The following is a 26,255-nucleotide window of genomic DNA, read 5'->3' as shown; positions in this document are numbered from 1 at the left end:
ACTGTGAGGTTATCTTTTTGTTACTAGGGCTAAACCCTTATATTCTCGAAACCCAGCTATGTGTAGTTGATCATCTTTTAGAACCTTTGGCCAGCCACCCTAATACCGGCCAGTCTTGAACTATCCATTGTCTTACGCCTGGCTAAATTTTGGGTGTTGAAAAGGATATATCCTATTTAAAAACAAAATATGAGGAAGATAACCGGAGGATAACCTGTATCTATATAGACTCGGGTTATCCTACACAAGTATGGAAATAGGATCAGTCGAAGAAGAGTTGAGCGTCAAGAGCAATAATGCTTCAAACGCTTTCTGGCTTTCGAGTACTTACGCCTTTCCCCGGAAAGTTTGCCAAATCGAAATGCTATACCTATCTTTCCTTTAGCTTAATAAAAACAGTTTAAATAGATGAGCAGTCTCGCAGAAAGGCATCAATACATAATCAATAAATTAAAGAAGGAAGGAAATGTAAACGTTTTTGATCTTTGTTCCGAACTGGAAGTTTCATCTGTAACCATTCGAAAGGATCTGAAACTTTTGGAAGATAAGGATTTGCTATACCGCACCCATGGCGGTGCCACCCTATCCAATCCCTATACTGTAGACCGTTCCGTAAATGAAAAGGAAAAAATAAAATCAGGTGAGAAAACGGTTATTGGCGAAGCGGCAGCCCAATTAATCCAACCAAACGATTGCATTCTTATCGCTTCTGGAACCACAGTAGCTTCGCTAGCAAAAAGCATTCAACCAGTAGGCAGCTTGACAGTAATTACCGCCGCACTTAATGTTGCATTAGAATTAATTCACCATCCCGATATTGAAGTCATCCAATTAGGTGGCATGCTTCGGAAAAGCTCATCTTCTGTGACAGGGCTTTACGGAGAAAAAATGCTGGAAGACTTCTCCTGTAGTAAGCTCTTTTTAGGTGTTGATGGTATTGATCTTGAGTTTGGTCTTACAACCACCAATATGATGGAGGCTCAGCTGAACCGCAAAATGATAAAGGCATCGCAAAAGACAATTGTTTTGGCCGACTCAACCAAATTTGGCAAAAGAGGGTTTGGTAAAATCTGTGGACTAGAAGAAATAGAAGAGATTATTACAGATGCTGGTGTATCAAATCACATGGTGGAAACGCTTACCAGCATGGGTATACAAGTAACCATTGTCTAGGCTAATGATAATGTCGATACTTTAGAAGTGAAGGATAACCAGTATTTAAAGCTCTTGTATAAGTGCAAAGGATTAGTCTACCGGATAAGTGGTATAATTTTTCCTGCAGCCAATCGTAGTATTGTAGATTTCCAAAACCATATATACATGATTAGATTAACCCTACCTGTTATTGTATTTTGTTGCGGCTGTCTCCTATCATGCTCCACATCATCAAATAATAAAAATGGTGCTGCCGAGTCAAGAAATGACACCACTCAGCCTCCCGTAGAGACCAAGGATCCGAATACCAAATACAAACCTGCCTTTGCCGGACAAACACGAATAGCAGGAGTAACAACAACTACACCCTATGAAGGAACAGCTATAACAAAAGCGTTGAATCATCCATGGGGAATTGCAGTCCTTCCAGATGGCCGCCTATTAATTACCGAAAAAAGCGGAACAATGCGGATAGCTACAACCTCCGGACAACTAAGTGAAACGATATCAGGGATTCCTTCAGTAAATTCCTCAGGTCAAGGAGGACTTCTAGGAATTACTATTGATCCACAATACGCAAGCAATCGCATGGTGTATTGGGTATTTTCTGAAAAAACTTCCCAAGGCAATTTAACAGCTGTGGCAAAAGGAAAACTTTCGGCAGATGAGCATAGTATAGAAAATGCAACGGTTATCTACCGTGCCACACCAGCCTTTAACAGCAACATGCACTATGGCGGACGCATTTTAGTTGATGCTACCGGCAATTTAATAGTAAGCACAGGTGAGCGCTCTGATATCATTACTCGCCCACAGGCACAGGACTTAAATTCAGCCTTGGGAAAAATTGTACGTATCACAAAAGATGGACAGCCAGCCCCTGGCAACCCCTTTACTGGCCGTGCAGGTGCACGCCCTGAATTATATTCCTATGGTCATCGCAATGTGCAGGGACTAGCCTTTCACCCAGTGACTGGCGATTTGTGGGAGAATGAATTTGGACCAAGAGGCGGTGATGAATTGAATCGTATTCAAGCCGGGCACAACTATGGCTGGCCTACGATTACCTACGGATTAGAATATAGCGGACAGATGGTAGGTGAAGGTATCACTCAAAAAGATGGATTAGACCAACCTGTGTACTATTGGGATCCTGTACTTTCTCCTAGCGGTATGACTTTCTATAGCGGTGATCAGATTCCTGAGTGGAAAAACAATTTATTTATTGGGGGACTCAGTAGCAATCACATTGCACGGTTAGTTATTCGAGATAACAAGGTGGTTGGTGAAGAGCGCTTGCTTAGCGGTGAAGGACAACGCTTTCGTGATGTTGCACAAGGCAAGGATGGTGCTTTATACGCCATTACGGATGAAGGACGCTTATATCGTATTGCTAAGAAATGAGGGAAGAGAAAATCCGAAAAATAAAATAACTAAATCCAAATGGTAAGGATAAATACCAAATCTCAAATTCCAAATACCAGATAGAATACAAACTAATTGAAATGTTTATAAAAGAAAAAGCGATCATTTACTGATCGCTTTTTCTTTTATAAACATTTGTTCTTATTATTTAACTTCTTAAAGATTTTTGATAGCCTTTGACTCCAGCCAATTTTGTCTATTTATCTGTTGTGCGTCTGTTATTGTAGCATTTATTGATTCTAAAGGAACGATCGTCAATGACGGACTTTCTGCCAGTGTCAACTCTTTTTCTGTTACAGTATTCCGATGTTTAAAGATTAGCTTGATTGTTTCTCCCGGCTGATGTTTTGCCAATACAGCATCTACATCTTTAGACTGAAATACTTTAGTACCTCCTAATTGCAGCAATACATCATCAATATCAACGCCTGCATTATACAATGGCGTATTCCGAACTGTATTACTTGCTACAATTAGTTTAGAGGAATCTGCACCATAGCGCACATTTCCTATCCAGGCCTTGCCTGCTGCCGCTTTCTTCAACTCCAATCCTGCCGTTTGCAGAAGTGTGCTATAGTTAATTGAGGCATGCCCATATACGTTCTGATTAAAGAAGTCGGAAGCAAACGCTGCTGAAGTATACCCTGCTAACACCTGTTGTACTTCAGGTAACGTGTAAGCTTTTTCTGTTTTACCAAAAGCTTTCCACATTTGTTGCATAAACCCATCCAGCGATTTGCCGAATTGACTACGTAGTTTCATATCTAGCGCTAAGGCCAAGGCTGCACCATGGGTATAATATGAAGTAAACATGTTTGGATAATTGGTTTTATCAACTGATACTCCAGCGTCAACAAATACAGCTCGTTGGCTGTTTTCAATAGGTGTATAATACATACCACCAGGCGTATTTTCTTTTCCGTTTACAAGACCTGATATTTGTTGCAGAAAGTCGGCCTCTGAAGTTAATCCAGCTCTTTTCATTAACAGTAATCCATAATACTGTGTAAACCCTTCAGCTATCCAAAGGCCTTCACTCATATTACTTTTCTCAAAGTTGAAAGGCTCGAGGCTTTTAGGACGGATACGTTCTACGTTCCAAGCATGAATAAACTCGTGAGCAAAAGTGTTTAGGAAATTATTGGCCCCTGTAAAAACACGACCGCTACTAATCATAGTGGAGTTGCGATGTTCCATACCATCGCCATTTACATAAGGATTTAAGCTAGCAATAAATGTATAGGTGCCATAATCAAATGCAGGAACCTCACCAAATACGCCTTGCGCCTCTTTTACAATCAGCTGCAGGCGCTGCGTAAATGAGTTGACTACGCTATCTGCAGCATCAGCCTCTAGTGCTAGCCTAAACGTATATTGCTTTTTGTCAGGATTTGTTACTTTCCATTCCCGTATATGCAAGCTCCCTATTTTCGTAGGTGCATCCATAAAGTATTGCAAATTAGGCGCGCTGAAAGTATATGAATCATTGGTGGGTTTTAATTGTGTAGCTATTTTCCACTCTTTATTTACGTCTTTAAATTGCAAAGTAATTGGTGCCTTATCCAAACCTTTAACCCACATAAATGTGGCAGGCATATTCAAGTGGTAGCCTGTAGCATCGATGCTGCAATACGTTCCATCTGCATAATTGCCATACAGTGTGTATTTTAACTTTACTGTTCCCGCTTGCTTTTTGACCTCATAAACTTCTGCATCCACTTTATCTACCTGCAACGATTTTCCATTTCCATCAACTGCTGTTACATTGTAAACATTTTTTCCAAACTCGTGTGTAGCATAACGACCAGGAGATGATCGACTCATTCTAAAAATGGCAGACCCTGGTTTTAAGCCACTAACCGTAACCGATATTTCTGCTTCATGATGTAGGGCATTAGGCGCGGAAAATTCATAATGAATTTGTTGTGCCAAAAGCAACAATGGCTGTAAAGTGAAAAGAAGAACGCAAAGACGTTTCATTAAAATTATTTCTCTAAAAATAGGTATTCAAGGAAAATAAATACCAAAGAAGCTGTTTCATTAATTGAAAGGCTTATTTATTAACCATAATTAACTATTAAGTAAGTAGTAGGATAACCACTTGATTTGCAATCAATACAACTTCATAAATCTTACTATCGACCGAAATTCCCATATCAACTATTTGCTGTTTAACGTTTCAACACCAACTATATCTTTATTTTTATCACCTTTTGATCATTAGTTGCTGATTCGTGTATGCTACTAAAACGCTATTGGACACTGGGGTTGCTTCTATTTATTTTAGTGGGCTGTCAACCTGAGTGGAAGTCGGAAAAAGAAGAACAGTCTTACTGGAATGCAACAGTTGTAGACACAGCCTTTAAGGTTTTATATCAGGATAAAAACCCCAACCGAGCCTTACCTCTGTACGATTCATTATTAAGAAGTAGCAACCGAACTTCACTTTATGTAAAGGCCACAAGATTAGCAATGCTGGCCAACTATAATTTCTTTTTCACTTTAGATAAAGCAGCTACAAGTCGGTATATCGATTCTGCTTTAGCTGTTTATAGTGAAAATAATCAGCAAGAACATTATCCTCGCTCCTATGTAGGATTATTGATATTCGGAGGAGAAATGGCGTTTCAACAAGCCAATTATACAAAGTCTAATGAATACTTTTTCCTGGCAAAGCAGCTTTCTGATAAATACTTAGATCCCTGTGAACGTAGTGGATTTACGTATAACGCCGCAATGGTGAGTTATCGCCAGCAGAATTATACCCAGTCAGCTGTTTATTTTAAAGAAGCTTTTGCCTCACAAGCCACCTGCCCTATTCAGACGGGAGGTATTGTTCTCCAACAACAAGAGATCTTAAGCAATATTGGTCTTTGTCTTCTCAGGCTTAAGCAATATGATAGTGCCGCTCTTTATTTCAACAAGTCGCTTCAAATGGCCGAAAAGTATAAAGATTCGCTAGGTGTTGTGGCCATAGAAAAAATCAGAGGGGTTTATTATGGTAACATGGCAAAGATTAGTGTTGTACAAGGTAAACTTCAGGAAGCGGAACAATTGTTCTCAAAAAGCATTGCCTTAAACAGTCGCCCAGGCTATGAAATAACTGATGCTCTTTCAGCACAGATACAACTAGCGGAAGTGTATCAAAAATTGGGGCAGTACCCACGAATGAAAGTAACACTACAAGCTGTCAGACAGGGTTTAGACAGTTTGCCAAACAGTGATGGAGAAGTAAATTGGCGAAGACTGACAGCTAGTTATTATAGAGACACGAATCAACCCTTAGAGGAGCTTCGCTATTTTAAACTATATAACGAGCTGAATGATTCCTTGGTCCAAAATCAGAAATTGTTAGTACAGACCGATCTTGCCCAACAGCTAAAGGCCAAAGAACAGGACCTCCACATTACTGTACTTACTAAAAATAATCAACTTAACAGGATTTACCTGCTGACAGCAGTTCTTCTTACTGTTATGGCGGCGATAATCTTAGTGCTTATTTATCAGAACTATCGGAGAAGTAAGAAAAACGTAGTGACGCTTTCCTTTTTAAATAATGAAATTTCTCAACAAAAAACTGCTTTGGAGATTGCCAACCAAGAGAAAGACCGGATTTTGCAAGTAGTAGCACACGATCTTAGAAGCCCAATTGGCAGTACCGTTTATATGGCCGATATGGTTTTAATGGAAGAGCAAGATGAAAAGACAACAGCATTACTAGAATCAATAAAATCGGCATCCCATCAAGCCCTTCACTTAACCAATGAACTATTAGGAATTAGAAGTGGTGAACAATCTTCCACTCAAAAAGAACGTATAAACCTGGCACTATTGGTAAAAGACACCATACAACAACTGAATTATAAAGCTGCAGAAAAGGGACAGGATATTCATTTGGAAAATGATGCTGAAAACCTGATGATAAAAGGTTTCCCGGATAGAATCAATCGCCTGGTAGGTAATTTGCTGGAAAATGCTATTAAATTCAGCCCACTGCAAGGAAAGATCATCGTAAGACTAGATAATCAAACCAATCAGGCAATACTCTCTATAACCGATAATGGACTAGGCATTTCCAAATAAGATCAAGAGGTGGTATTTGATCGCTTTACCAAGGCTCGTCGCAGAGGGACCAGTGGCGAAAAATCATTTGGTATTGGTCTTTCTATCTGTCGTGATATAGTAATTGAACACCAAGGCAGTATTGAATTAGTTAGTGAAAAAGGAAAAGGGACATCCTTTTTTATTCGCCTACCATTAGCCGATAATGTGTAATCGCTCCTTTAACTCCTTTAAATTTGATTCGGTAACTATAAACTGGCCATAGGGCGTTCGTACTTCATCTTTTATCAGTTCATTTATAAAGGAAAGTTGTACCGCCTCGCTCCTATTGATCTGAATGAAATTTTGCTGGAGAGAATGCGGCACCAAATAGCGTAAGGTTTTCGGCAAAGTGCTTCTAATAAAATAGGTATTACTATCCTCGGCATTTAATAACCCTGTATAGTTTTTTTCTGAGCGCAGGCAAACGACGTCTTTCCAAAAGAGTTTTTTATATTTTTCTCCCTGTTTTACAAAGAAAGAAGGCTGTTCATCGGCTTGCTGAGAGGAAACAGGACTAGCAGTTTCAGTAAAATTATGAATGGCCGCTTGAATAGTGGCAAATAGCGAGGCTGGATGAACAGGCTTTGTTAAATAGGCAGACGGTTGAGAGGCAACCGCGGTTTGAGCTGTTTGCGAATCATAACTGGCTGTAATAAAAATAAAGGGCTTCCGGTATAGATTACGAACCATACGGCCCAATTCAATACCACTTTCCTTCCCGTCTATATGTATATCCAGAAGAACTATATCGTAATCAGCCTTATTGAGCTCTCTTATTGCTGACTCAAAATCTGATGCAACTCCGGAAATAGTAAATCCAAAATCATTCAGGTTGTCACTAAGACTCTTTGCCCATAACTCTTCATCTTCAATAATTAATACAGACGTTTCTTCACGCATACATCGTCGTTTGCTTCTTGAATGCAAGATACATTCCTATTTTTTCCCATAATATGCCTCTTTCCATCCCATTTATGGCTAACTCGCTTCCCATTAGCGTAAAATACATACCATACTATTATAATTTGAAAGCAAAATCTATCCTGCTAAACCTCTTACGTGTGTAAGTGTTTAAAGAGGCGTTTATGAGAATTATTGCTTTATCCGGTTGCCCTGCGGCATTACCTACATTGAAATATCTTTTTAGTAAGGACCATCTTTCCGCCTTGCTTTGCCCAAAAGAATCCACCGGCATTGAAAGCCTGGAATTAGAAAAATGGGCGCATTTCCACGAAATTCCCTGCTGGCAGGTAACACAACAACAGGTTGATGAAGATCTAAAAGAATTAATAGAGGAAGTAAAACCTGACCTGATAATAACATACGGTTTTCCATTTAGCATTAATGGTGAACTATTGAAAGATGTAAAAAGGGGCGGATGGAATGTTCATTATAGCCTACAACCCAATCAATTTGCAAGTATTACTATTCACCAATTAGCATTCGGGAATCAGTATGGAGAAATAATCAATGATTGTTCGCTGGCCCTTTTACCAACAACAAGTGGCCTGACGTCTATAGAACAATTAAGCTCAATAGCAGTGACGTTGTTACGTGACTCCTTACGGCAATTTCATTACAAAAAGCTTATAGTATAAATCACGACACAACTGTTTTAAAACAGGCACGGTTGTTCATAGGTTTTAAACCTAAGTCCCCTTTATAACGCATCTTTTTCTAGCTTCTCTTCGCCGGGCAAGTAATGCTCTTTCAATTCAACTGGTTTGGTAGCTTTTCGGTGCATGCGCATTTGAAGGACGTCTACACCCAAAGAAAAGGCCATGGCAAAATAGATATAGCCTTTAGGGATATGGAAATCGAGCCCCTCGCCAACCAATGAGATTCCAATCAGCAATAAGAAGCTAAGTGCCAGCATTTTAAAGGCTGGATGCTTATTGATAAAATTACTGATAGGCTCAGAGGCGAAAAGCATGATGGTTACAGTTATAATAACAGCCGCATACATAATCCATAACTCGTCTACCATACCAACAGCTGTAATAATAGAATCTACTGAAAAGACCAGGTCTAAGATCAGAATCTGAATGATAACGCTCCGAAACGAATTGGCCTTTATATCTTTTGATGTATCGCCTTCCTCTCCTTCTGTTTTATGATAGATTTCAGTAGAAGCCTTATACAATAAAAACAATCCTCCCAAAATCAGGATCAGGTCTTTACCTGAAATTCCGGTGCCAAAAAGATTAATGAGATCTCCCTGCAGTTGAAGAATTATTGAAATGATACCCAGGAGGCCTAAACGTAAAAACATGGCTAGTATTAACCCTAAGCGTCTTGCTTTCTTTTGTTGATGTGCGGGCAAGCGACCTGCTACAATAGAAATAAAAATTACGTTATCCAGTCCTAAAACGACCTCCAACAGAATTAACGTAAGCAAAGCAATGACCTGTTCCATGCGTTTTGTTTAATTGTTTTTTCTCCTCTTTCAGCTTGCGTGTTCTTAACCCACTATTTTTTCAATAGCTTAATCAAAAATAATTCCTTACAAAGTAAGGCTTATTGATGTGATTATAAGGAAGGCCGATTTAGGATTTGGCATTAAAATTCAATTAGAAAAACTTTCTCAATCTGTAGGCTTGCGTTTAACCATACCTATAAATAAAGCGCAGACTACAACTCATTAAAATCCGACTATAATATTATTAACTACGATAAGGCACAGTTTTAGTATTATGCTTTAAAAAAATATTGAGTTATGACAGATAAGAATCGCAAGTGGTTTGCAGAGCCGGAAAGGCCAGACGACCAAATAGAACAAACTTCTACTAGCAACGATCAATCCTCACAACGTTCCACAACTGAAGCGGTTGACACCAGTGGCGACAGTAGTGAAATTGAAGATGTGCAGGAAGATGGCACAGTAGCTGTTGGCTCTGGTCTTGGTATAGATGAGTGAGGTGGAGAAGCTGTGAATGGTGCGTGGTGAGTGGTGAGTGGTGAGATAGAGAAGCAGTGAGCTATAAGTAAAGCTAAATGAGTGGTGAATGGTGAGGTGATGAGTGATGGGTATTACAAATAGTGTAAAAAGGTAAAGACACTCAACTCACAAATGCTGTAATGCAGTCTGGATCTGCATATAACAGAACTTGATATTATTTATTCACAACTATTGCTACTGTTAGAATTGAAGCTAATTTAGCCGCCCCAAATTTTAGAGCGATGATTGAAGTACTGGACCTACGTGATGTATTTGAAGTGAGTGGCAGAAAGACTTTGCAGGTAGAAACAAAACATGGAGAAATCATGCAAGGCAAGTTAATCATCGTTGACTTCTATAATGGACGGCAAGGTGTTTTCAGAAAGATCACTGACCTGAAAGCTTATCAACAAAGTTCTGGACGCATGGGTGTACAAGAACTTACATTGCATGCCATTGATATCCGCTCCTGGAGAATTTTAGAGTAACCTCTTTTAAATTAGGATTATTCAACTATCCTATACCAGTAGGTTATTCAGGGTTATTGCCGGAACCGTTTTGGACTGAAACGCATTGATCGCTTGCCCTATTTTATCAAACTCCAGCAGAAAGCCATCATGGCCCAACGCAGAGTCGATAATCAAGAATTCGGCGCCTGGTATATGTTTAGCCAAGAATGCTTGTTCTTCAATAGGAAAAAGAATGTCGGATCGGATGCCAATAACCAAGGTTTTAGCCTTTATACTTTTTAAAACCTCTTCCGCAGTTTTTCGACTTCGACTGACATCATGATAGTCCATTGCTTTACTTAAAAAGTAATAGCTAAAGGCATTGAATCGCTTTGCCAGTTTTTCGCCTTGGTATCTCTGATAGGTTTCAGCCCTGAATACTTGCCAATCTACGGGATCAGACTTTGTATCTTCACTAACACCCGTTTGATGATCCAGATACGTGGTATAATGTCTGTAAGAGATCAGCGCCATAGCACGTGCTATCTTCATCCCCTCAAGCCCCGCCAAGCTATTCTTTTCTTTCCAGGTTGGGTCATTTTCAATACAGAAACGCTGAGTAGCATTAAAGGCAATGCCCCATGGCGAATGCTTAGCATTTGTTGCTATTGGGAATATAAACTCAAATAAGTCGGGCTCTTCTATAGCCCATTCCAAAAGCTGCTGCCCTCCCATTGAACCTCCAATACCTATGTAGATCTTTTGAATACCTAAATAAGTCCTAAGGTGCTGATAAGCCCGAATCATATCTCGCGTGGTAAATAATGGAAAGTCATGATAATAAGGTGCACCTGTTTCTGGATCATCATCTAAAGGTCCCAGACTACCATAACAACTACCTGGCATATTTACACAGACAATAAAATAGCGCTCTGGATCAAAGAGCTTATCAGACCCCACCAGGCCAAACCACCATTCGGAAGGATCGCTATTGGCTGTGAGTGCATGAAAAACCCAAACTACGTTATTACCATTGGCATTCAATGTACCCAAGGTAGTATACGTTAAATGAAACCGTGGCAATGATCTACCCGATTCCAATAAAAAAGTATGATTATATGTGAATAGCGCTGGCATATAGGAATTGGAATTAGCCTAAATAGGCATTGAAAAGAAACATGTTACTTGCGCAGCTGAATAATCAGGCAGTTAGCAGTAATAGCTAACTGCCTGATTAGATTTTAAACAGCCTGTGTTGCAAATACTTTTTCAAAGGCTTGTTCAAAGTCTGCCTTAATATCTTCTATATGCTCGATACCGACACTAATACGTACCAGATTTGGCTCTACTCCTGCAGCAACTTGCTCCTCTTCACTTAACTGTTCATGCGTAGTAGAGGCTGGGTGTATAGCTAATGTTTTTGCATCGCCTACGTTAGCTAAATGGCTTGCTAGTTTTAAATTATCGATAAAAGCACTGGCGTTTTCTTTGCCCCCTTTAACACCGAAATTCAAAATGCCTCCAAAGCCATTCTGCAAATACTTTTTGGCTAAATCGTAATATGGACTAGACTTTAATCCCGGATATTGTACATATTCTACTTGTGGATGCTTTTCCAGCCACTGCGCTAATGCCAATGCATTTTCCACATGGCGCTCTACACGTAATGATAAGGTTTCAATGCCCTGTAAAAGCAAGAAGGAGTTGAATGGACTTAAACTGGCACCATAGTCTCTTAAACCCTCTACGCGGGCTCTAATAGCAAAGGCAATATTGGGCAAGCCTAAAGGATTACCTTCTCCAAACACATCCCAGAACTTAAGACCATGGTAACCTTCAGATGGCTCGGTGAATTGCGGAAACTTGCCATTGCCCCAATTATAATTACCACCATCTATTACTACACCACCAATACAAGTACCGTGGCCGCCAATCCATTTAGTAGCACTTTCCACCACTATATTAGCGCCCCATTCAATTGGTTTAAAAAGATAACCACCTGCACCAAACGTATTATCAACTATTAAGGGTAGTTCATATTCCCTGGCCAGAGCCGCAAACTTTTCAAAGTTTGGAATATTTAAACGTGGGTTACCGATAGTTTCCAGATAAATGGCTTTGGTTTTTTTATCTATCAGGCGTTCAAACTCCTCTACCTCATCGCCTGTAACAAAGCGTACATCTATACCTAAGCGTTTGAAAGAGACCTTAAACTGGTTATAAGTACCACCATATAAAAAAGAAGTACTAATAAAATTATCTCCTGCCTGAAGAATGTTATTCAAGGCAAGAAACTGTGCTGCTTGTCCGGAAGCAGTAGCTACTGCAGCTACACCTCCTTCCAGTGCTGCCATGCGCTTTTCAAAAACATCTGTAGTTGGGTTCATGATTCGGGTATAGATGTTCCCGAACTCTTTCAGGCCAAATAGATTAGCCGCATGTGCAGAACTTTTAAAGCCATAAGATGTGGTTTGGTAAATGGGAACAGCGCGAGAGTTGGTTGTTGGATCAATTTCCTGACCAGCATGCAATTGCAAGGTTTCAAAACGTAAGTTGCTCATAAAATAAGCTTTAAGAATGAATAATGCTAGAAATCACTTAGGCAGGATGGATGTAATCATGCATGCCAAGACATACATTATATACTGTAATACAACAAGGTCGCAACGGCCGTTATCCCATTTTTGGAATAAGGAAATGTGTAGTCCACTAAAATTATAGATTAAATCAAGCAAACAGAAAAAATTTCTAGTTAAGGAATTACAAAAAGATAAAAAGTGAAACTATGTTTCGAAATATAGATGAGGTATTTGGGAAGCACACCTACAATATTGTACGGAAGAATTAGAGGAAGTATTCGTTGTGTGCAATGCTTCTGCTTGGTGAAATTTATTCAGTCTTTAAATGCAAGATGTCCTTCATTATTTATTTTTTCAACTTTTTTCCTTGATGAAACCCTTCGACTACGCTCAGGGGTGAGCAAAAAAATCAATCCCGCACGTGCGGGACCACCAATGCGCCTCCGGCTGCTGGGCCTCCCACGCACAGCAACACTCTAACATCTTGGTTATTGTTTAGGATAGGTTGGTCGTTTTTAGTGTACCCTTCCCAACGTTGATTGCACGGAGCAAAGAAGCTAGAAACAGCTGAGAGGGTAAGAAACGGCAGGCGCTGTGTATTCCGCCCGACTCTAATAATACAGTGAGGCTGAAAGCTCGGGGCGCAATATAAGGCGCGCTGGACCACTCCGATACTTCTTTGTGGGGCTGTGGGCTTGGGGGTTATAGGTTGTGTTTTGGGTGCGAGGGATGTCATCCATTATAGGGTGCCACTAGGTTGCAACGAAAACATTCTAACACCAGAGGAGCCATGCCGTTTCATTTAATTGATAAATAACTAACACGGCTTATTTCTTTAAAAAATGGTTTGGCTGTCATCTAAAAAAATAGCTACAGATGTTGATAACAGTGGGTTTGATAGCAATTGCAAGACTTTGAATACTGTAAAAAGCGGGCAACTTTGTTTCGTACCCGGCTATATCTCATTGTATTTTTGATTTATCAAACAGCAAAACAGCTGTAAAGATCAAAGAAGACTTAACTTTCATTCATATAGCAAGCAATCGTTTCCGTCCGTTGTTTCTACAACGGATTTTTTTTATTTCACCCCTTGCCGATACTTTAAACTTCTTTGTAGAGCTTTCATTAAGCTCTACAAACCGGATCGCCTCCTCTATTGATCACGACTAGTATTATCAGTAATTTTTTACTATGAACCAGAGGTCTACTATGCAGTTTTCTCCAGCTGCCTACAAGATGTTGTTTGGCTAGAACATGTATCTAACGGGTGTCTACATGCGCCTTATTAACACCTACATTCCTTATTTAAAGGACCCGCCTATGTGATGTTTTACCTATTGAAGCATTATAGCTTCCTTGTTATATTTATTCCTGTATTCAACTGGAGACAAACCGGTTACTTTTTTGAAAACATCCCGAAATGCCTTTGTATCTGTGTAGCCTACATCATACATCACTTCACTTACCGTTTTCCGGCCGCTTTCCAATTGTTTTTTTGCTGCTTCAATTTTTACGCGCTGAATATATTCAACTACGGTATTGGAGGTTGCTTTTTTAAATCGGCGCTCAAAAGTTCTTCTGCCTACACTAAAATTTTCTGAAAGCTCATCAACGGTTATTTTGTTTGGGAAATACTGCTCAATATATTGTTGGGCATTTAACACCACTTCATCCTGATGTGTTTTTTGTCCAGCAAACATGATAAATGGAGATTGGCTATGGCGGTCGATGTCGATCATAAACGTTTTTGAAGCTGTAATAGCTACATCCCGACCCGCATATTTTTCTACTAAATAAATCAAAAGGTTCGTGAATGAATAGGCTCCGCCGCTTGTATAAATACCATCAGCTTCCGTCATGATCTTATCATCCATTAGATGTACTTCTGGAAATAGCCTTCTGAATTCATTGGCCGTACGCCAATGTGTAGAGCAGGGCCGACCGTTTAGTAATCCTGTAGCTGCTAACATAAAAGAGCCAATACAGTAGCTTACTACCTCTGCGCCGTTCTTATATTGTTTGATGATCCAAGGAATAAGCTCACTGTTTTGTTTTAGGATTGATTCTAAATCACCATGAACAGCAGGCAGTATGACCAAATCTGTATTTGTCACTTCGTTGAGTAATACTTCTGGATTTATGGTAAACAGGCCATTTGTTTGCGTTGTTACTTTTGAAAGTCCAACCAATTGAATCTTAAACAGAGGCTGTCTATCTGTTTGTTCCAAGTATTCATTTACCCAAGATAGAATCTGATGGGTGCCTTCTACATTTACCAGGCTAAAATGTCCTTGTGGAATCAAAATAGAAACATGTTTCATAATAGAAGCAATTTTGATTTTTATTCTCAGATAGTGAAAGCACAACATTCAGGCGAGCTTTCAGCCTATAAAAATAGCAGAAACCTTTGTCGCAAACAACCCTTTAAATTGTCGTAATTACACATCATGTATAGTGAAATTGGCGCCGCGGGGAATGCGCTTCGCGCTGAATAGTCTCACGCAGAGGCGCTGGGCGCACAGCGATGGAGGAATGTCGGAACCGGGATTTGGGAAGATTAGCGGATTAGGGAGAAATGGCTGATGTGAGGATGGCTTATGGCTGATTTGGGTTGACAGGTTGACAAGTTGAGAAGTTGACAAGGAAGGAATAATGAACAAGGAATGATGAAGGAAGAAGGAATGTTCAATGCTCAATTATCAATGTTCAAGGTACAAGTAAAGAAAGGACTTGCTCTACAGGGGCAGGTTTTGTATCTTTAGATTCTTCTCTTTTAAAATGTTTCTGTCTTTCATATTATTCCTTTCTATACTAATTTTTATTGTTTCTTAATGGTGTGTGGATAGTGTGATACGGGTCAGGGCACAGGTAAGGTATGCCGAAGGATCGGCCGAGGTACGGGTGTGATACGGAGTTAAATAGGCTTCCATACGGAGTAACTAAGGAATGGATACGGAGTAACCATGAAGGGACAGAGGAGTGGCCATGAAGGAACCTAGGAGTAGCAGGCAAGGAAGACTGACTTTACTATGCCGCTATTATTGTTAAGACCTAAACACAAGGGTAAGGTATTATAAATTCTTTGCAGTCGTATTCATATTGTATGGTGTATGCAATAGCTAAAATTGGTTTTACCGAATTAATGTTCTATCTTGTTTACCTCATCTAGTAATAGTGATAGTATCTAATACATATATCAATGTTGGGATTGTGGCTACTACAGCTACAACGACTACTATTACAACAACAACCCGAAAGGGTTGTGTCTATACATATCGCCAATTGGGCATTTAAGCTACTCTCACCTGATCCTTTATTTATTTACGGTAACTCATAAGCATACTTATGCAAGTATTAAAGTTTGGCGGCTCTTCTGTAGCCACACCAGATGCTATCCGAAGCGTTGCTTCTATTCTACAAGCTAAAAAGACCAATGAACCCTTAGTAGTGGTTGTTTCTGCACTTGGCAAAATAACTGATCAACTATTGCAATGTGGCTCACTTGCAGCGACAGGAAATGTTACATACAAAGAACTCATACAAAGTATCACACAGCGTCATTTGGATATGGCCCGAGAACTGGTACCTGTAGCCATACAAAGCAGCATTCTTAGTTTTATCATTCAACAGTTTAATGAACTGGAAGATATCTGTAACAGTGTCTATCATTTAAAAGAGCTCTCGGACCGCACTATTGCCCGAATATTAAGCTTTGGCGAACAGCTATCTTCTCATATCGTTTCAACTTATCTTAACACCCACGGCATTACAAACACCTGGCTTGATGCAACGAAGCATATAGTAACAGACTCTAACTACCTAAAGGCGGTAGTTAATTTTCCTGCTACAAACAAAAGCATTCAATCGGTTATACCTAAACAATCAGATGGGTTATGGATTGTACCCGGGTTTATAGCCAGTGATGAAGAAGGAAGAATCACTATACTAGGCCGTGGTGGATCTGACTATACAGCCGCCATTTTTGCTGCTGCCCTGCAAGCCTCTGTATTAGAAATATGGACAGATGTATCGGGTATGATGACCGCTGATCCACGAGAGGTAAAACATGCTAAGGTGATATCGCGTATATCCTACCAGGAAGCCATGGAACTTTCGCATTTTGGTGCAAAAGTGATCTATCCTCCTACCCTTCAGCCAGCTATGCAATTAAACATACCTGTTTGGATCAAAAACACATTTGCACCGGAAGATCATGGGACCATTATAGAAAGCAATATCGTACACACAAAGGGCACCATTTGCGGAATCTCCAGCATTGCGAATATTTCGTTGATTAGCCTGGAAGGAAGCGGTATGATAGGCATACCTGGCTATTCCAAGCTTCTCTTTGAAACCTTAGCTTCTTGTGAAATCAATGTAATTCTTATAACCCAAGCTTCTTCTGAGCATTCTATCTGTGTAGGCATTGAAGCTTCCATCGCTACGAAAGCGAAAAAGGCTCTTGATAAAGCATTTGCCTATGAAATCAATCGTGGTATGGTCAACCCTATTGTTGTTGAACAAGACCTGTCTATTATAGCGCTTGTAGGTGATAATATGAAAAACCATGCAGGCACCAGTGGTAAGATGTTTGGTGCGCTTGGACGAAATGGCATTAATGTAAGAGCTATTTCTCAAGGTTCTTCTGAGAGAAATATATCTGCTGTTATTGCTTCGGCTGATGTAAAGAAAGCCATTAATGTACTACATGAAGAATTCTTTGAAACGACTTACAAACAAGTTAATGTATTCATTATAGGCACTGGCAATGTTGGCAGTCGATTGTTAGCCCAAATAAAGCAGCAGCAAGCATACCTACAAAAGAATGCCAACATACAGTTGCGTGTAATAGGTATTGCAAACAGTCGGCGTATGCTATTTGAAGAACACGGCATTGATTTAAACCAATTAGATAGACTGGATAGTGCGGAGCCAATGGATCTGCAAGCTTTCATCAACCGGATACAAACAATGAACTTGCGGAACTCGGTATTTGTAGATGTAACTGCAAGTAACTCTGTTGCCAATACTTATGCCGACCTGTTTTTGAAAAGTATTTCTGTAGTAGCGTGTAATAAGATAGCCTGCTCATCAGCCTATAACAACTATCAACACTTAAAAGGAATGGCCACTGACCGGCATACCTCCTTTTTGTTTGAGACCAATGTAGGTGCTGGCTTACCAGTCATTGGCACTCTTAACGATCTATTGCGAAGTGGTGATGCTATTAACGAGATACATGCTGTACTTAGTGGCACTTTAAACTTTGTATTTAACAACTATGATGGCACCCGCTCTTTTGCCACTGTAGTTAAGCAGGCACAGGATGAAGGGTATACTGAACCTGATCCAAGACTCGATTTAGGAGGGACCGATGTGATGCGCAAGATCATGATACTAGCCAGAGAGGCTGGCGCCCGGTTAGAAATGGAACAAATAGTCAATCACTCCTTTATGCCAGCCTCCTGTATGGAAGGAAGTGTAGAAAACTTTTATTCAGAAATGGAACGACAAGAAGCACATTTCAAAAAGCTTTATACCGAAGCTACTGCTAATGGTAAGAAATTAAAGTTTGTAGCCAACTACAAGAATGGTGAAGCGGCGGTAGGGCTTCAGCAGATTGACCCACAACATGATTTCTACCACCTGTATGGCAAGGACAATATTGTACTGTTTTATACCAACCGCTATAAAGATCAACCTATGGTAATCAAGGGAGCTGGTGCAGGTGCTGAAGTAACAGCATCGGGTGTGTTTGCGGATATTATAAGGGCGGCGAGTGTTTGATAGTTGGGAGTTGACAGTTGGCAGTTGGCAGGTTAACAAGTTGAAAGGAACAAGGAATATTGAATCTTGAATGAGGGATGAACGATCAGGTTAATGAGAGCATTTCAAAGTGAGTTTTTAAAGAAAGAAATGGATTAATGTTTTATGAAGACAATAAAAGTAAAGGCGCCGGCAACTATTGCCAACCTTGTTTGTGGCTTTGATGTATTGGGTCTGTGTACAGAAGTGCCCTTCGATATTATGGAAGTGCGTTTGCGAGATGACCGAGAAGTAATCATAAAAAGTGCAGATGGCTACCCCTTGCCAACAGATCCGGCATTGAATACAGCGGGAGCACCATTGCTGGAAATGATCAAGAAACTGGATAAGGATATAGGCTTTGATGTTATTATTCAAAAGAACATTAAGCCTGGTAGCGGCATTGGCTCCAGCGCGGCAAGTGCAGCTGGTGCTGTAGTAGCTGCTAATTTCTTACTTAACCAACCTTTTACTAAAGACGAACTGGTGCGCCTGGCCATGTTTGGTGAAAAAGTAGCATCGGGCGTAAAACATGCCGATAATGTAGCTCCTTGTATTTATGGCGGAATTACATTAGTGCGTTCTATATTTCCACTTGACATCATCCCTATTACAGCGCCACCTCTTTATGTTAGCATTGTTCACCCGCAAATAGAAGTGCGTACGGCTGATGCCCGTCAGATCTTACGCAAAGAAGTATTATTAAAGAATGCCGTGAAACAATGGGGCAATATTGCAGGATTGGTTGCAGGCTTAATGAAAGAAGATTATGGTCTTATTAGTCGTTCGCTGGAAGATGTGATCATAGAACCTGTACGCAGTGTTTTGATCCCTGGCTTTGTCGACGTAAAGAAGAAATGCCTGCAAGTAGGGGCTTTAGGAGGTGGCATCTCTGGTTCGGGTCCTTCCATATTTATGCTGAGTGCTGACGAGTCGACAGCTACGTTAGTAGCACAAGAAATGGAAGATGTATATCAACAGCTTGGCATACCTGCCCATATCTACAAAAGCAACATTAATTGCCAAGGCGTTACCCTTTTTGATGAAACAAACGACAATCATGCAGTATTATAGTACCAATAATCCACAAGAGAAAGCAGGCTTCAGAACGGCCACCATAAAAGGGCAAGCTCCTGATAAAGGTTTATACTTTCCATTGCGTATTCCTCAGTTGCCTTCATCCTTTATAAAAGAGCTGCACCAACTACCAAAAGAAGAAATTGCCTTTGAAGTGATCAAACCTTATGTAGATGCTGATATCCCTCAGAATGTACTCAACAACATAGTAACAGAGACCATTGCCTTTGATTTCCCATTGGTGCCTGTTAATGAAAACAGCTATGCCTTAGAGCTCTTTCACGGCCCTACTCTTGCCTTTAAAGATGTAGGAGCACGGTTTATGAGTCGCTGCCTTGGCTATTTTATGCATGGACAGGCTAAGAAGGTTACCGTATTAGTAGCAACCTCTGGTGACACTGGTGGCGCTGTGGCCAATGGCTTTTATAATGTAGAAGGAGTAGATGTAATCATCTTATACCCTGCTGGCAAAGTCAGCAACATTCAAGAACTACAACTTACCACCTTAGGTAATAACATTACGGCTATAGCTATAGATGGTAGTTTTGATGACTGCCAGCAATTAGTAAAACAGGCATTTGCTGACAACGAACTAAATAGCCGAATGTTTCTAACATCAGCCAACTCCATTAATGTAGCCCGTTGGCTTCCGCAACAATTCTATTACTTCTTTGCCTTACAGCAATGGCCACATTCTGCGCAACCACCTGTGATATCTGTTCCAAGTGGCAATTTTGGAAATATCTGCGCCGGCTTATTAGCTTACTGTTCGGGATTGCCAGTTAAACAATTTATTGCGGCCTGCAATGTCAACGATGTTGTGTCTGATTATCTACAAACAGGAATCTATACACCTAAAGCGGCAGTTCCAACAATATCTAATGCAATGGATGTTGGGAACCCAAGTAACTGGGTGCGAGTATTGGAACTATTTGATCATCAGTTGGGGTCGTTGAAAGAAGTGATGCGTTCTTATTGTATATCAGATGTTGCCACGCGAGAAATTATTTCGAATGTATATGCACAATCTGGCTACCTGTTAGATCCGCATGGTGCTGTAGGATATTTGGCGTTGCAGCACTATTTAGAAGATCATCCTGATCAGTCAGGAATATTTTTAGCGACAGCACACCCTGTTAAGTTTTTTGATGTGGTGGAACCCATCATTAAGGAAAAGCTTGAATTACCTTCAGCAGTACAACAGCTTTTGAATAAACAAAAGGAGGTAATACGAATGAAAAAGGATTGGGAGCGTTTTCGAGAGTATTTAATGGACCGCAGATGAATAGTATTTTAGGATTCTAGTTTCTTACTTCTATATCACATTCAAGCAAAAGGCCCCTCTGGAAAGAGGGGCCGACGTTTACATGAGAAAATAATGTCTTTATTTATTGACCACCCTGGCCTACGCGGCTTTGCTCTTCTTGTGAGCTGGAAGTACGGCGGCGAGGCTGGTTTTGTGGTGTGCTCTTTCCAAAGCGATATGTAAAGGTGGCTGTTACAGAACGGGAATCCGGACGGTTCTTGAAGCTCATATCAATACCATCAAAGCGATTATAACCTTCAAACTTCTGCCATTGGAACGGATCGCGAATGTTCAGGCGTACTGTACCTTTTCCTTTGATAACCTGCTGCTGTAATCCCAAACTCATTTGGTAGATTGGTTTCAGATAAGTGATTTGGTCAATCACATTGTGACGATAGAAACCGCTAAGCTCGCCGGTCAGACCTTTACCTAATGTAAAGTTGTTACTTAGGTTAGCCGAAAATGAAGTATTGGACACATCAAATGGCTTGTTGTTGTAAATACCCTCGTAATTGTTGTTAAACACTGTTGAGAAGAAATTGGCATTCCACCACTTGGCTACTTTGACTGGTATTGTCAATGACAAGCTAATATTGTTTTGCTTTGCCACATTATCAAAAGTGTTGAACATTTTTACACCATCCGGCTTGATGATTTGGGCAATTACATCGGTTGTATTATTATAAGCCAGGGTTGTAATGAATTTTCCTTTAAACGCATGGCTTAACTCTATGTTGTTTGAATATTGTGGCTTGAGGTATGGATTTCCCTTTTGATAAGTAAGAGAATCGGCAAAGAACAAGAATGGGTTCAGGTTCTGATAGCTTGGCCTGTTAATACGACGACTATAGGAAGTTGTCAGTTTGTTATTCTTGTCTACTTCATAACTAATGAAAGCACTTGGGAAAAGGCTGGTTCTATCTCTACTGAACTTTTCATTAGAGGTAATTTGATTGCCCGTAGCATTTGTATTTTCCAAGCGTAAGCCACCCTGCAATGTCCACTTTCCAAGCTGACGATTTCCATTCACATAGGCAGCATTAATATTCTCTTTATAGATAAAATGATTTGAACGATTGTCTACATGCCATTTGCTGTTGGCCAGATACTCGTAGTCTACCAGGTTATCTGTCTTTACATAGCTGGACTTCAAACCCGCTTCCAGGCGTCCGTTTTTAAAGGGTTTTACATAATCACTCTTTACAGACACTATATCAATGCTGGATGGCAGATCTCCTCTTAAGAGCAATTGAGCGCCAGGTGTTCTGTTGGCATCAAAAGGATTGGTCTCCAATAGCATCTCACCATGATTACTGTATTTCACATAGTCAACATCTGCTGTTAGTTCCTTACCTTTTGAATCAAACTGGTGTCTCCAGTTAAAGTTGGTAGTAAGGTTTTTAAGAGAAAAATTATTATCCGTGAATGAGTTCATACCGGAAAGCAGCCTTCCATTTGCATCTTTAACTTCTGCCGTGGTACGCGGTCTTGGATGGCCATCAAAAACAAAACCGCTTACAACTACTCCAAAAGTATTCTTCTTATCAGCATACAAATCGGCTCCCAGTTTTAAAGTATGGTTATTATTGCCAAATTTGAAACGAATGGTTTGATCCGTATAGCCCATGTATTCTCCAGTGCCAGGATCAAAGTTCTTTCTGAAAATGTTTTGTGTATTGCGCCCTCTGAACAGGTTGGGATTATAGTTACCAAAGAAGTTCCACTTGTTCTTACGATAGTTGAAGTTGAAACTGTTTTGAGATCGGGGCGAATAATACGTTTTACCATCAATATTGTATACTGTAGATGTAGCGCCAAGTGTTACACTTCCATTGAAGCCTGCAGCTTTCCCCTTCTTGGTTTTGATATTAATGATACCGGAGTTGCCTGAAGCGTCATACTTAGAAGAAGGATTTGTCATGATCTCAATCTGATCTAAAGCAGAAGCCGGCATATTCTTTAACATGTTAGTCAAATCGGCTGCTGATAAATAAGTAGGCTTGCCATCAAGCATTACAATAACTCCTTGCTTACCACGAAGGCTGATAGCTCCATCACTATTTACCATAATACCAGGCGACTTTTCTAATATCTCTAAAGCGGACGAACCGGCTGAAGTAGGTGAAGCTTCTACATTTACAACTGTTTTATCCAATTTGGTTTCAACAAATGGTTTTTTACTTTGTACGATAACGCCCGTTAGGTCTTTCGCAGCTTGCTTCAATGAAATAACAGGAACTTGAACGGTTGCATTTTCTGCAACATCCAAAACAGCTGTTGCTTTCTTCTCAAAGCCAACAGACGTAAATACAATATAATATTGACCAGCTTTTATACCTACAAATTCATATTGTCCATTTTTATCAGTAACAGCGACTTTAGCTAAAGTTGAATCTTTTGCTTTATAAAGAGAAGCACTGCCCCCAATAGAGGCTTTATTATCACTTTCCTGTACCTGACCAGCAATTCGGGCACCTGTCTGCGCCCATACAGAGAGGCTGAAGAAACAAAGAAAAAAAGTTGAAAGAACTGTTTTCATTACAATTGGCATTGGTTGGTTTAATTGGATTACAAAAATGCCTCATACATTTACGAACAAAATCGTAATTATGATGAATTGAGGCTTCGGCTGTGCAGAAGGGATATAAACCTTACCAATACACGAGCGGCAATTAAATCGTTTAAAATGCAGTTGTTGTGAAAATTTGTTAAAAGACTTTACGTGTATCAAAACAAAAGCCCCTCTGGAAAGAGGGGCCGTACATGCACATGAGAAAACTAATTAATTTTATTGACCATTGCCTCCTACTCTATTTTGCTCTTCCTGCGCGCTGCTGGCTCTTTTGCGTTGCTGTACGTTTTGGCCTTTACTAAAGCGGTATGAGAAGTTGATTGCAACACGGCGGTTATCCCATTTATTTAGCACAACCGCGTCAATATTTTCATGCTTGATGATCACTTTTGCTTGTTGGATATAGAACGGATCGTAAATGTTCAATTTTAAGGAACCTTGATTTTTTAAGATCTGTTTACCAAAACCAAAAGAAACAACTCCCATAGGCCTAATCAGGAACATTCCTGTTTCTTGTGCGCTGGTGCGATAGAATCCATTTACTTCAGCACTCCATGTTTTAGCAAAGCGGAACTGCTGGCTGGCATTACCCATGAAAGAAGTCAATTGCACATCCAAAGGTTGGTTATTTACGATACCTTCATAATGACTGTTATTGACATTTACATACACACTAGACGTCCACCATTTAGTAATGGGAGCATTATAGCTAACTGCCACTCCCAGCGTTTGACGCTTAGCTACATTCTCCTTAGTTTGGAAAGTCACTTTTGTTTCATCGTTCTGCTTTAAGATATCATTTAAGATATCAGTAGTAGCGGTATAACTTACTGTTGTATTTAAAGCTTTACGATAATTATGGCTCAGCTCAATATTGTGGGTAAACTGGGGTGTAAGGTTAGGATTACCCCGACGGAAAGTGTACTGATCCAGGAAATACTGGAAAGGATTCATATCCTGGTAATTTGGTCTTTCAATACGACGACCATATGATAACCCAAACTGGTTATTGTCGTTGAGAGCATAACTTAAATAAGCTGTTGGAAACAACTGCGTATAGCTCTTTTTAAAAGAAGAATCCTTTTGCAAAGCATTACCCAACTGGTGGCCCGTAGAATTGGTATTTTCAACACGCAAACCTGTTTGAATGCCCCATTTCTTTATCTGACGATTGAAGTTGATATACGCAGCATTGATATTCTCTTCATATTTAAAGCGGTTACTTCTGGTATTATCAACTACCCACTCGCTCTCTGGTACGCTATAATTGGAGTATTGGGCATCATTATCGGTAGAGACGTTACTGCTTTTTACACCAGCTTCCAATTTAGATTCTTTTGATAGCGGATGTACATAATCTACTTTACCACTGTAAATAGTGATTTTGGAAGGAAGGTTACCCCTTAATAAAAATGGATTACCTGAATGATTGGACAACTGTCCATCTGGCAAATAGGTATAGTTGTCTGAAGTTTGGCGACTACGCGTATCGTATTGAATGCGATCCAAATCTGCTGTCAGCTCGCGACCTTCAGCATTTAACACCCTTCTAAAGTTAACATTTGCACCAAAATTTTGCCATGTATCGCGATTGATGGTTTGTGCTGTAGTGAAAGAGTCCAATACATTTTTACTTATGATATCTGCCTTGCCAATATTCTCCCATCTGCGTTTATTATAGATACCGTTTACAAGGAAGCCTATTGTGGTCTTCTTATCAATGCTATAATCCAATCCTACTCTGGCACTGTAATTATGGCTGCTGTTCTTCTGATCGGCCTGCTGATCAAACACTGACTCCCCGATCTTTCTGGTAAGGTGCTGATCGTTGAATCCAGTCCAATAAGAATAGCTCAGGTTAGAAAAGAAATTGATCTTACCCGTTCTATAGTTAAAACCAATGCTGTTTGGTGATTTTGGATAACGGCCCTGTACGTAGGAAAGATTGATGGTGCCGTTAAAGCCCTTGGCAAGACTTTTCTTTGTTTTTAAATTCAGGATACCTGAGTTTCCAGAAGCGTCAAACTTAGCTGAAGGCTGCGTCATGATCTCAATCTGATCCAACTGATTAGCAGGCATATTACGTAACAGGTTGGCTAAATCCTGACCGCTCAGGTATGTTTGTTTACCATCAATTAAAACAATAATTCCCTGCTTTCCCTTAATACTGATGTTTCCATCGCGATCAACACTAACACCTGGAGACTTCTCCAAAACCTCTAACGCGTTAGAACCTGCATTGGTAGGTGAAGCATCTACATTCACTACCATTTTATCAATCTTGTTTTCTACTAATGGTCTTCTGGCTTGTACGGTTACACCGGACAAACCCTTTGAAGCTTCCTGTAAGATAACAGCAGGCATTTGTACATTACCTCCGCTTGTAAGTTCAAATACCGGTGTCGCTTTTTTCTCAAAGCCAACCGATGTATATGTAACCAGGTATTGACCTTCTTTAATATTATCAAATTCAAAATGACCGCTTTTATCTGAAACAGCCACTTTAACCAAAGCAGAGTCTTTGGCTTTTAATAACGATACTGAAACGCCATTTAAGGCTTTATTACCAGTCTCGTTTACCTCTCCTGATATTTTTCCTAACGATTGTGCGAAAGCCGTTGATGTTAGCAGTATCAACATCAAAACGATTGTAAAACTAACTCTCATGTGTAGTGTGTTATTGAGCTGAAAAATTTTCATGGCAAAAGTGTAAAGCTTTTATTGGGTTGAATAGGTGTTTATGATAAAGCGAGCTATGGACGTTTTCAATGGGCCTTAATCGTTACCAATACACGAACGGTCCTTTGGGCTTATGAAAAGAAAAACTTGTGAAAAACTGTTAAAG

The 26,255-nt window shown here is 40.0% G+C and carries 16 protein-coding genes and 1 pseudogene; 9 read left to right on the top strand and 8 right to left on the bottom strand.

The window, feature by feature from the left end; all coding sequences use genetic code 11:
* The first annotated feature begins 408 nt into the window (after nt 1-408).
* Both SY85_RS02160 and SY85_RS02155 read left to right on the top strand, forming a co-directional pair.
* Nucleotides 409-1,173, top strand: a complete 765-nt coding sequence (locus SY85_RS02160; protein ID WP_066401585.1) for a DeoR/GlpR family DNA-binding transcription regulator — start codon at nt 409-411, stop codon at nt 1,171-1,173.
* A 147-nt stretch (nt 1,174-1,320) separates the two neighbouring features.
* On the top strand, nt 1,321-2,559 hold the full coding sequence (locus SY85_RS02155) for a PQQ-dependent sugar dehydrogenase (RefSeq protein WP_066401584.1): 1,239 nt from the start codon (nt 1,321-1,323) through the stop codon (nt 2,557-2,559).
* Between the two features lie 177 nt (nt 2,560-2,736).
* Here the strand turns inward: SY85_RS02155 and SY85_RS02150 are convergent, their stop codons facing one another.
* Nucleotides 2,737-4,560, bottom strand: coding sequence for a M61 family metallopeptidase (locus SY85_RS02150; protein WP_066401583.1), 1,824 nt, complete (start codon nt 4,558-4,560; stop codon nt 2,737-2,739).
* Nucleotides 4,561-4,818: 258 nt separating this feature from the next.
* Between SY85_RS02150 and SY85_RS26105 the strand changes: the two are divergent.
* Nucleotides 4,819-6,855: pseudogene (locus tag SY85_RS26105) on the top strand (tetratricopeptide repeat-containing sensor histidine kinase).
* Here SY85_RS26105 and SY85_RS02135 read toward each other — a convergent pair.
* Nucleotides 6,838-7,584, bottom strand: coding sequence for a LytR/AlgR family response regulator transcription factor (locus SY85_RS02135; protein ID WP_066401574.1), 747 nt, complete (start codon nt 7,582-7,584; stop codon nt 6,838-6,840). The pseudogene SY85_RS26105 and the gene SY85_RS02135 sit on opposite strands and share 18 nt — an antisense overlap.
* Nucleotides 7,585-7,769: 185 nt before the next feature.
* On the opposite strand from SY85_RS02135, the gene SY85_RS02130 reads away from it, so the two are divergent.
* Nucleotides 7,770-8,282 carry a formyl transferase gene (locus tag SY85_RS02130; protein ID WP_066401573.1) on the top strand — a complete coding sequence of 171 codons (513 nt, stop codon included), beginning with the start codon at nt 7,770-7,772 and terminating at the stop codon, nt 8,280-8,282.
* A 62-nt stretch (nt 8,283-8,344) separates the two neighbouring features.
* On the opposite strand, the gene SY85_RS02125 is transcribed toward SY85_RS02130, so the two are convergent.
* Nucleotides 8,345-9,100, bottom strand: coding sequence for a TerC family protein (locus tag SY85_RS02125; protein WP_066401572.1), 756 nt, complete (start codon nt 9,098-9,100; stop codon nt 8,345-8,347).
* Nucleotides 9,101-9,400: 300 nt separating this feature from the next.
* On the opposite strand from SY85_RS02125, the gene SY85_RS02120 reads away from it, so the two are divergent.
* Nucleotides 9,401-9,601 carry a hypothetical protein gene (locus tag SY85_RS02120; protein ID WP_066401570.1) on the top strand — a complete coding sequence of 67 codons (201 nt, stop codon included), beginning with the start codon at nt 9,401-9,403 and terminating at the stop codon, nt 9,599-9,601.
* Nucleotides 9,602-9,864: 263 nt separating this feature from the next.
* A complete protein-coding gene (locus SY85_RS02115; protein WP_066401569.1) occupies nt 9,865-10,110 on the top strand; it encodes a hypothetical protein in 246 nt (81 codons plus the stop codon).
* Between the two features lie 30 nt (nt 10,111-10,140).
* On the opposite strand, the gene SY85_RS02110 is transcribed toward SY85_RS02115, so the two are convergent.
* The 3 genes from SY85_RS02110 to SY85_RS02100 form a co-directional block, all read right to left on the bottom strand.
* Nucleotides 10,141-11,208, bottom strand: a complete 1,068-nt coding sequence (locus SY85_RS02110) for a homoserine O-acetyltransferase family protein (RefSeq protein WP_066401567.1) — start codon at nt 11,206-11,208, stop codon at nt 10,141-10,143.
* 104 nt (nt 11,209-11,312) lie between these two features.
* On the bottom strand, nt 11,313-12,632 hold the full coding sequence (locus tag SY85_RS02105; protein ID WP_066401565.1) for an O-acetylhomoserine aminocarboxypropyltransferase/cysteine synthase family protein: 1,320 nt from the start codon (nt 12,630-12,632) through the stop codon (nt 11,313-11,315).
* A 1,352-nt stretch (nt 12,633-13,984) separates the two neighbouring features.
* Nucleotides 13,985-14,971: a GlxA family transcriptional regulator gene (locus tag SY85_RS02100; protein ID WP_066401563.1), complete on the bottom strand. Its 987-nt coding sequence runs from the start codon at nt 14,969-14,971 to the stop codon at nt 13,985-13,987.
* Between the two features lie 1,024 nt (nt 14,972-15,995).
* Between SY85_RS02100 and thrA the strand changes: the two genes are divergently transcribed.
* The 3 genes from thrA to thrC all read left to right on the top strand — a co-directional run bounded on the left by thrA (nt 15,996) and on the right by thrC (nt 20,817).
* Entirely contained in the window at nt 15,996-18,437 is a 2,442-nt protein-coding gene (thrA, locus tag SY85_RS02095; RefSeq protein ID WP_066401562.1) for a bifunctional aspartate kinase/homoserine dehydrogenase I, read from the top strand.
* A gap of 144 nt (nt 18,438-18,581) precedes the next feature.
* The gene (locus tag SY85_RS02090) at nt 18,582-19,529 is read left to right on the top strand and encodes a homoserine kinase (RefSeq protein ID WP_066401561.1); all 948 of its coding nucleotides are present in this window, start codon (nt 18,582-18,584) and stop codon (nt 19,527-19,529) included.
* Nucleotides 19,498-20,817, top strand: coding sequence for a threonine synthase (gene thrC / locus SY85_RS02085; RefSeq protein WP_226998974.1), 1,320 nt, complete (start codon nt 19,498-19,500; stop codon nt 20,815-20,817). The genes SY85_RS02090 and thrC overlap by 32 nt, the downstream gene beginning before the upstream one ends.
* Before the next feature lie 103 nt (nt 20,818-20,920).
* Here the strand turns inward: thrC and SY85_RS02080 are convergent, their stop codons facing one another.
* Together SY85_RS02080 and SY85_RS02075 are read right to left on the bottom strand one after the other, a co-directional pair.
* Nucleotides 20,921-23,377 (bottom strand): TonB-dependent receptor, encoded by a 2,457-nt coding sequence (locus tag SY85_RS02080; protein ID WP_066409250.1) that lies wholly within the window; start codon nt 23,375-23,377, stop codon nt 20,921-20,923.
* 249 nt (nt 23,378-23,626) lie between these two features.
* Complete coding sequence (locus tag SY85_RS02075) at nt 23,627-26,077, bottom strand: TonB-dependent receptor (protein WP_066401559.1); 2,451 nt, start codon at nt 26,075-26,077, stop codon at nt 23,627-23,629.
* Nucleotides 26,078-26,255: the final 178 nt, after the last annotated feature.

It is taken from the genome of Flavisolibacter tropicus, assembly GCF_001644645.1.
GTDB classification, from domain to species: domain Bacteria; phylum Bacteroidota; class Bacteroidia; order Chitinophagales; family Chitinophagaceae; genus Flavisolibacter; species Flavisolibacter tropicus.
This window is presented reverse-complemented; position numbering and strand designations above follow the sequence as displayed.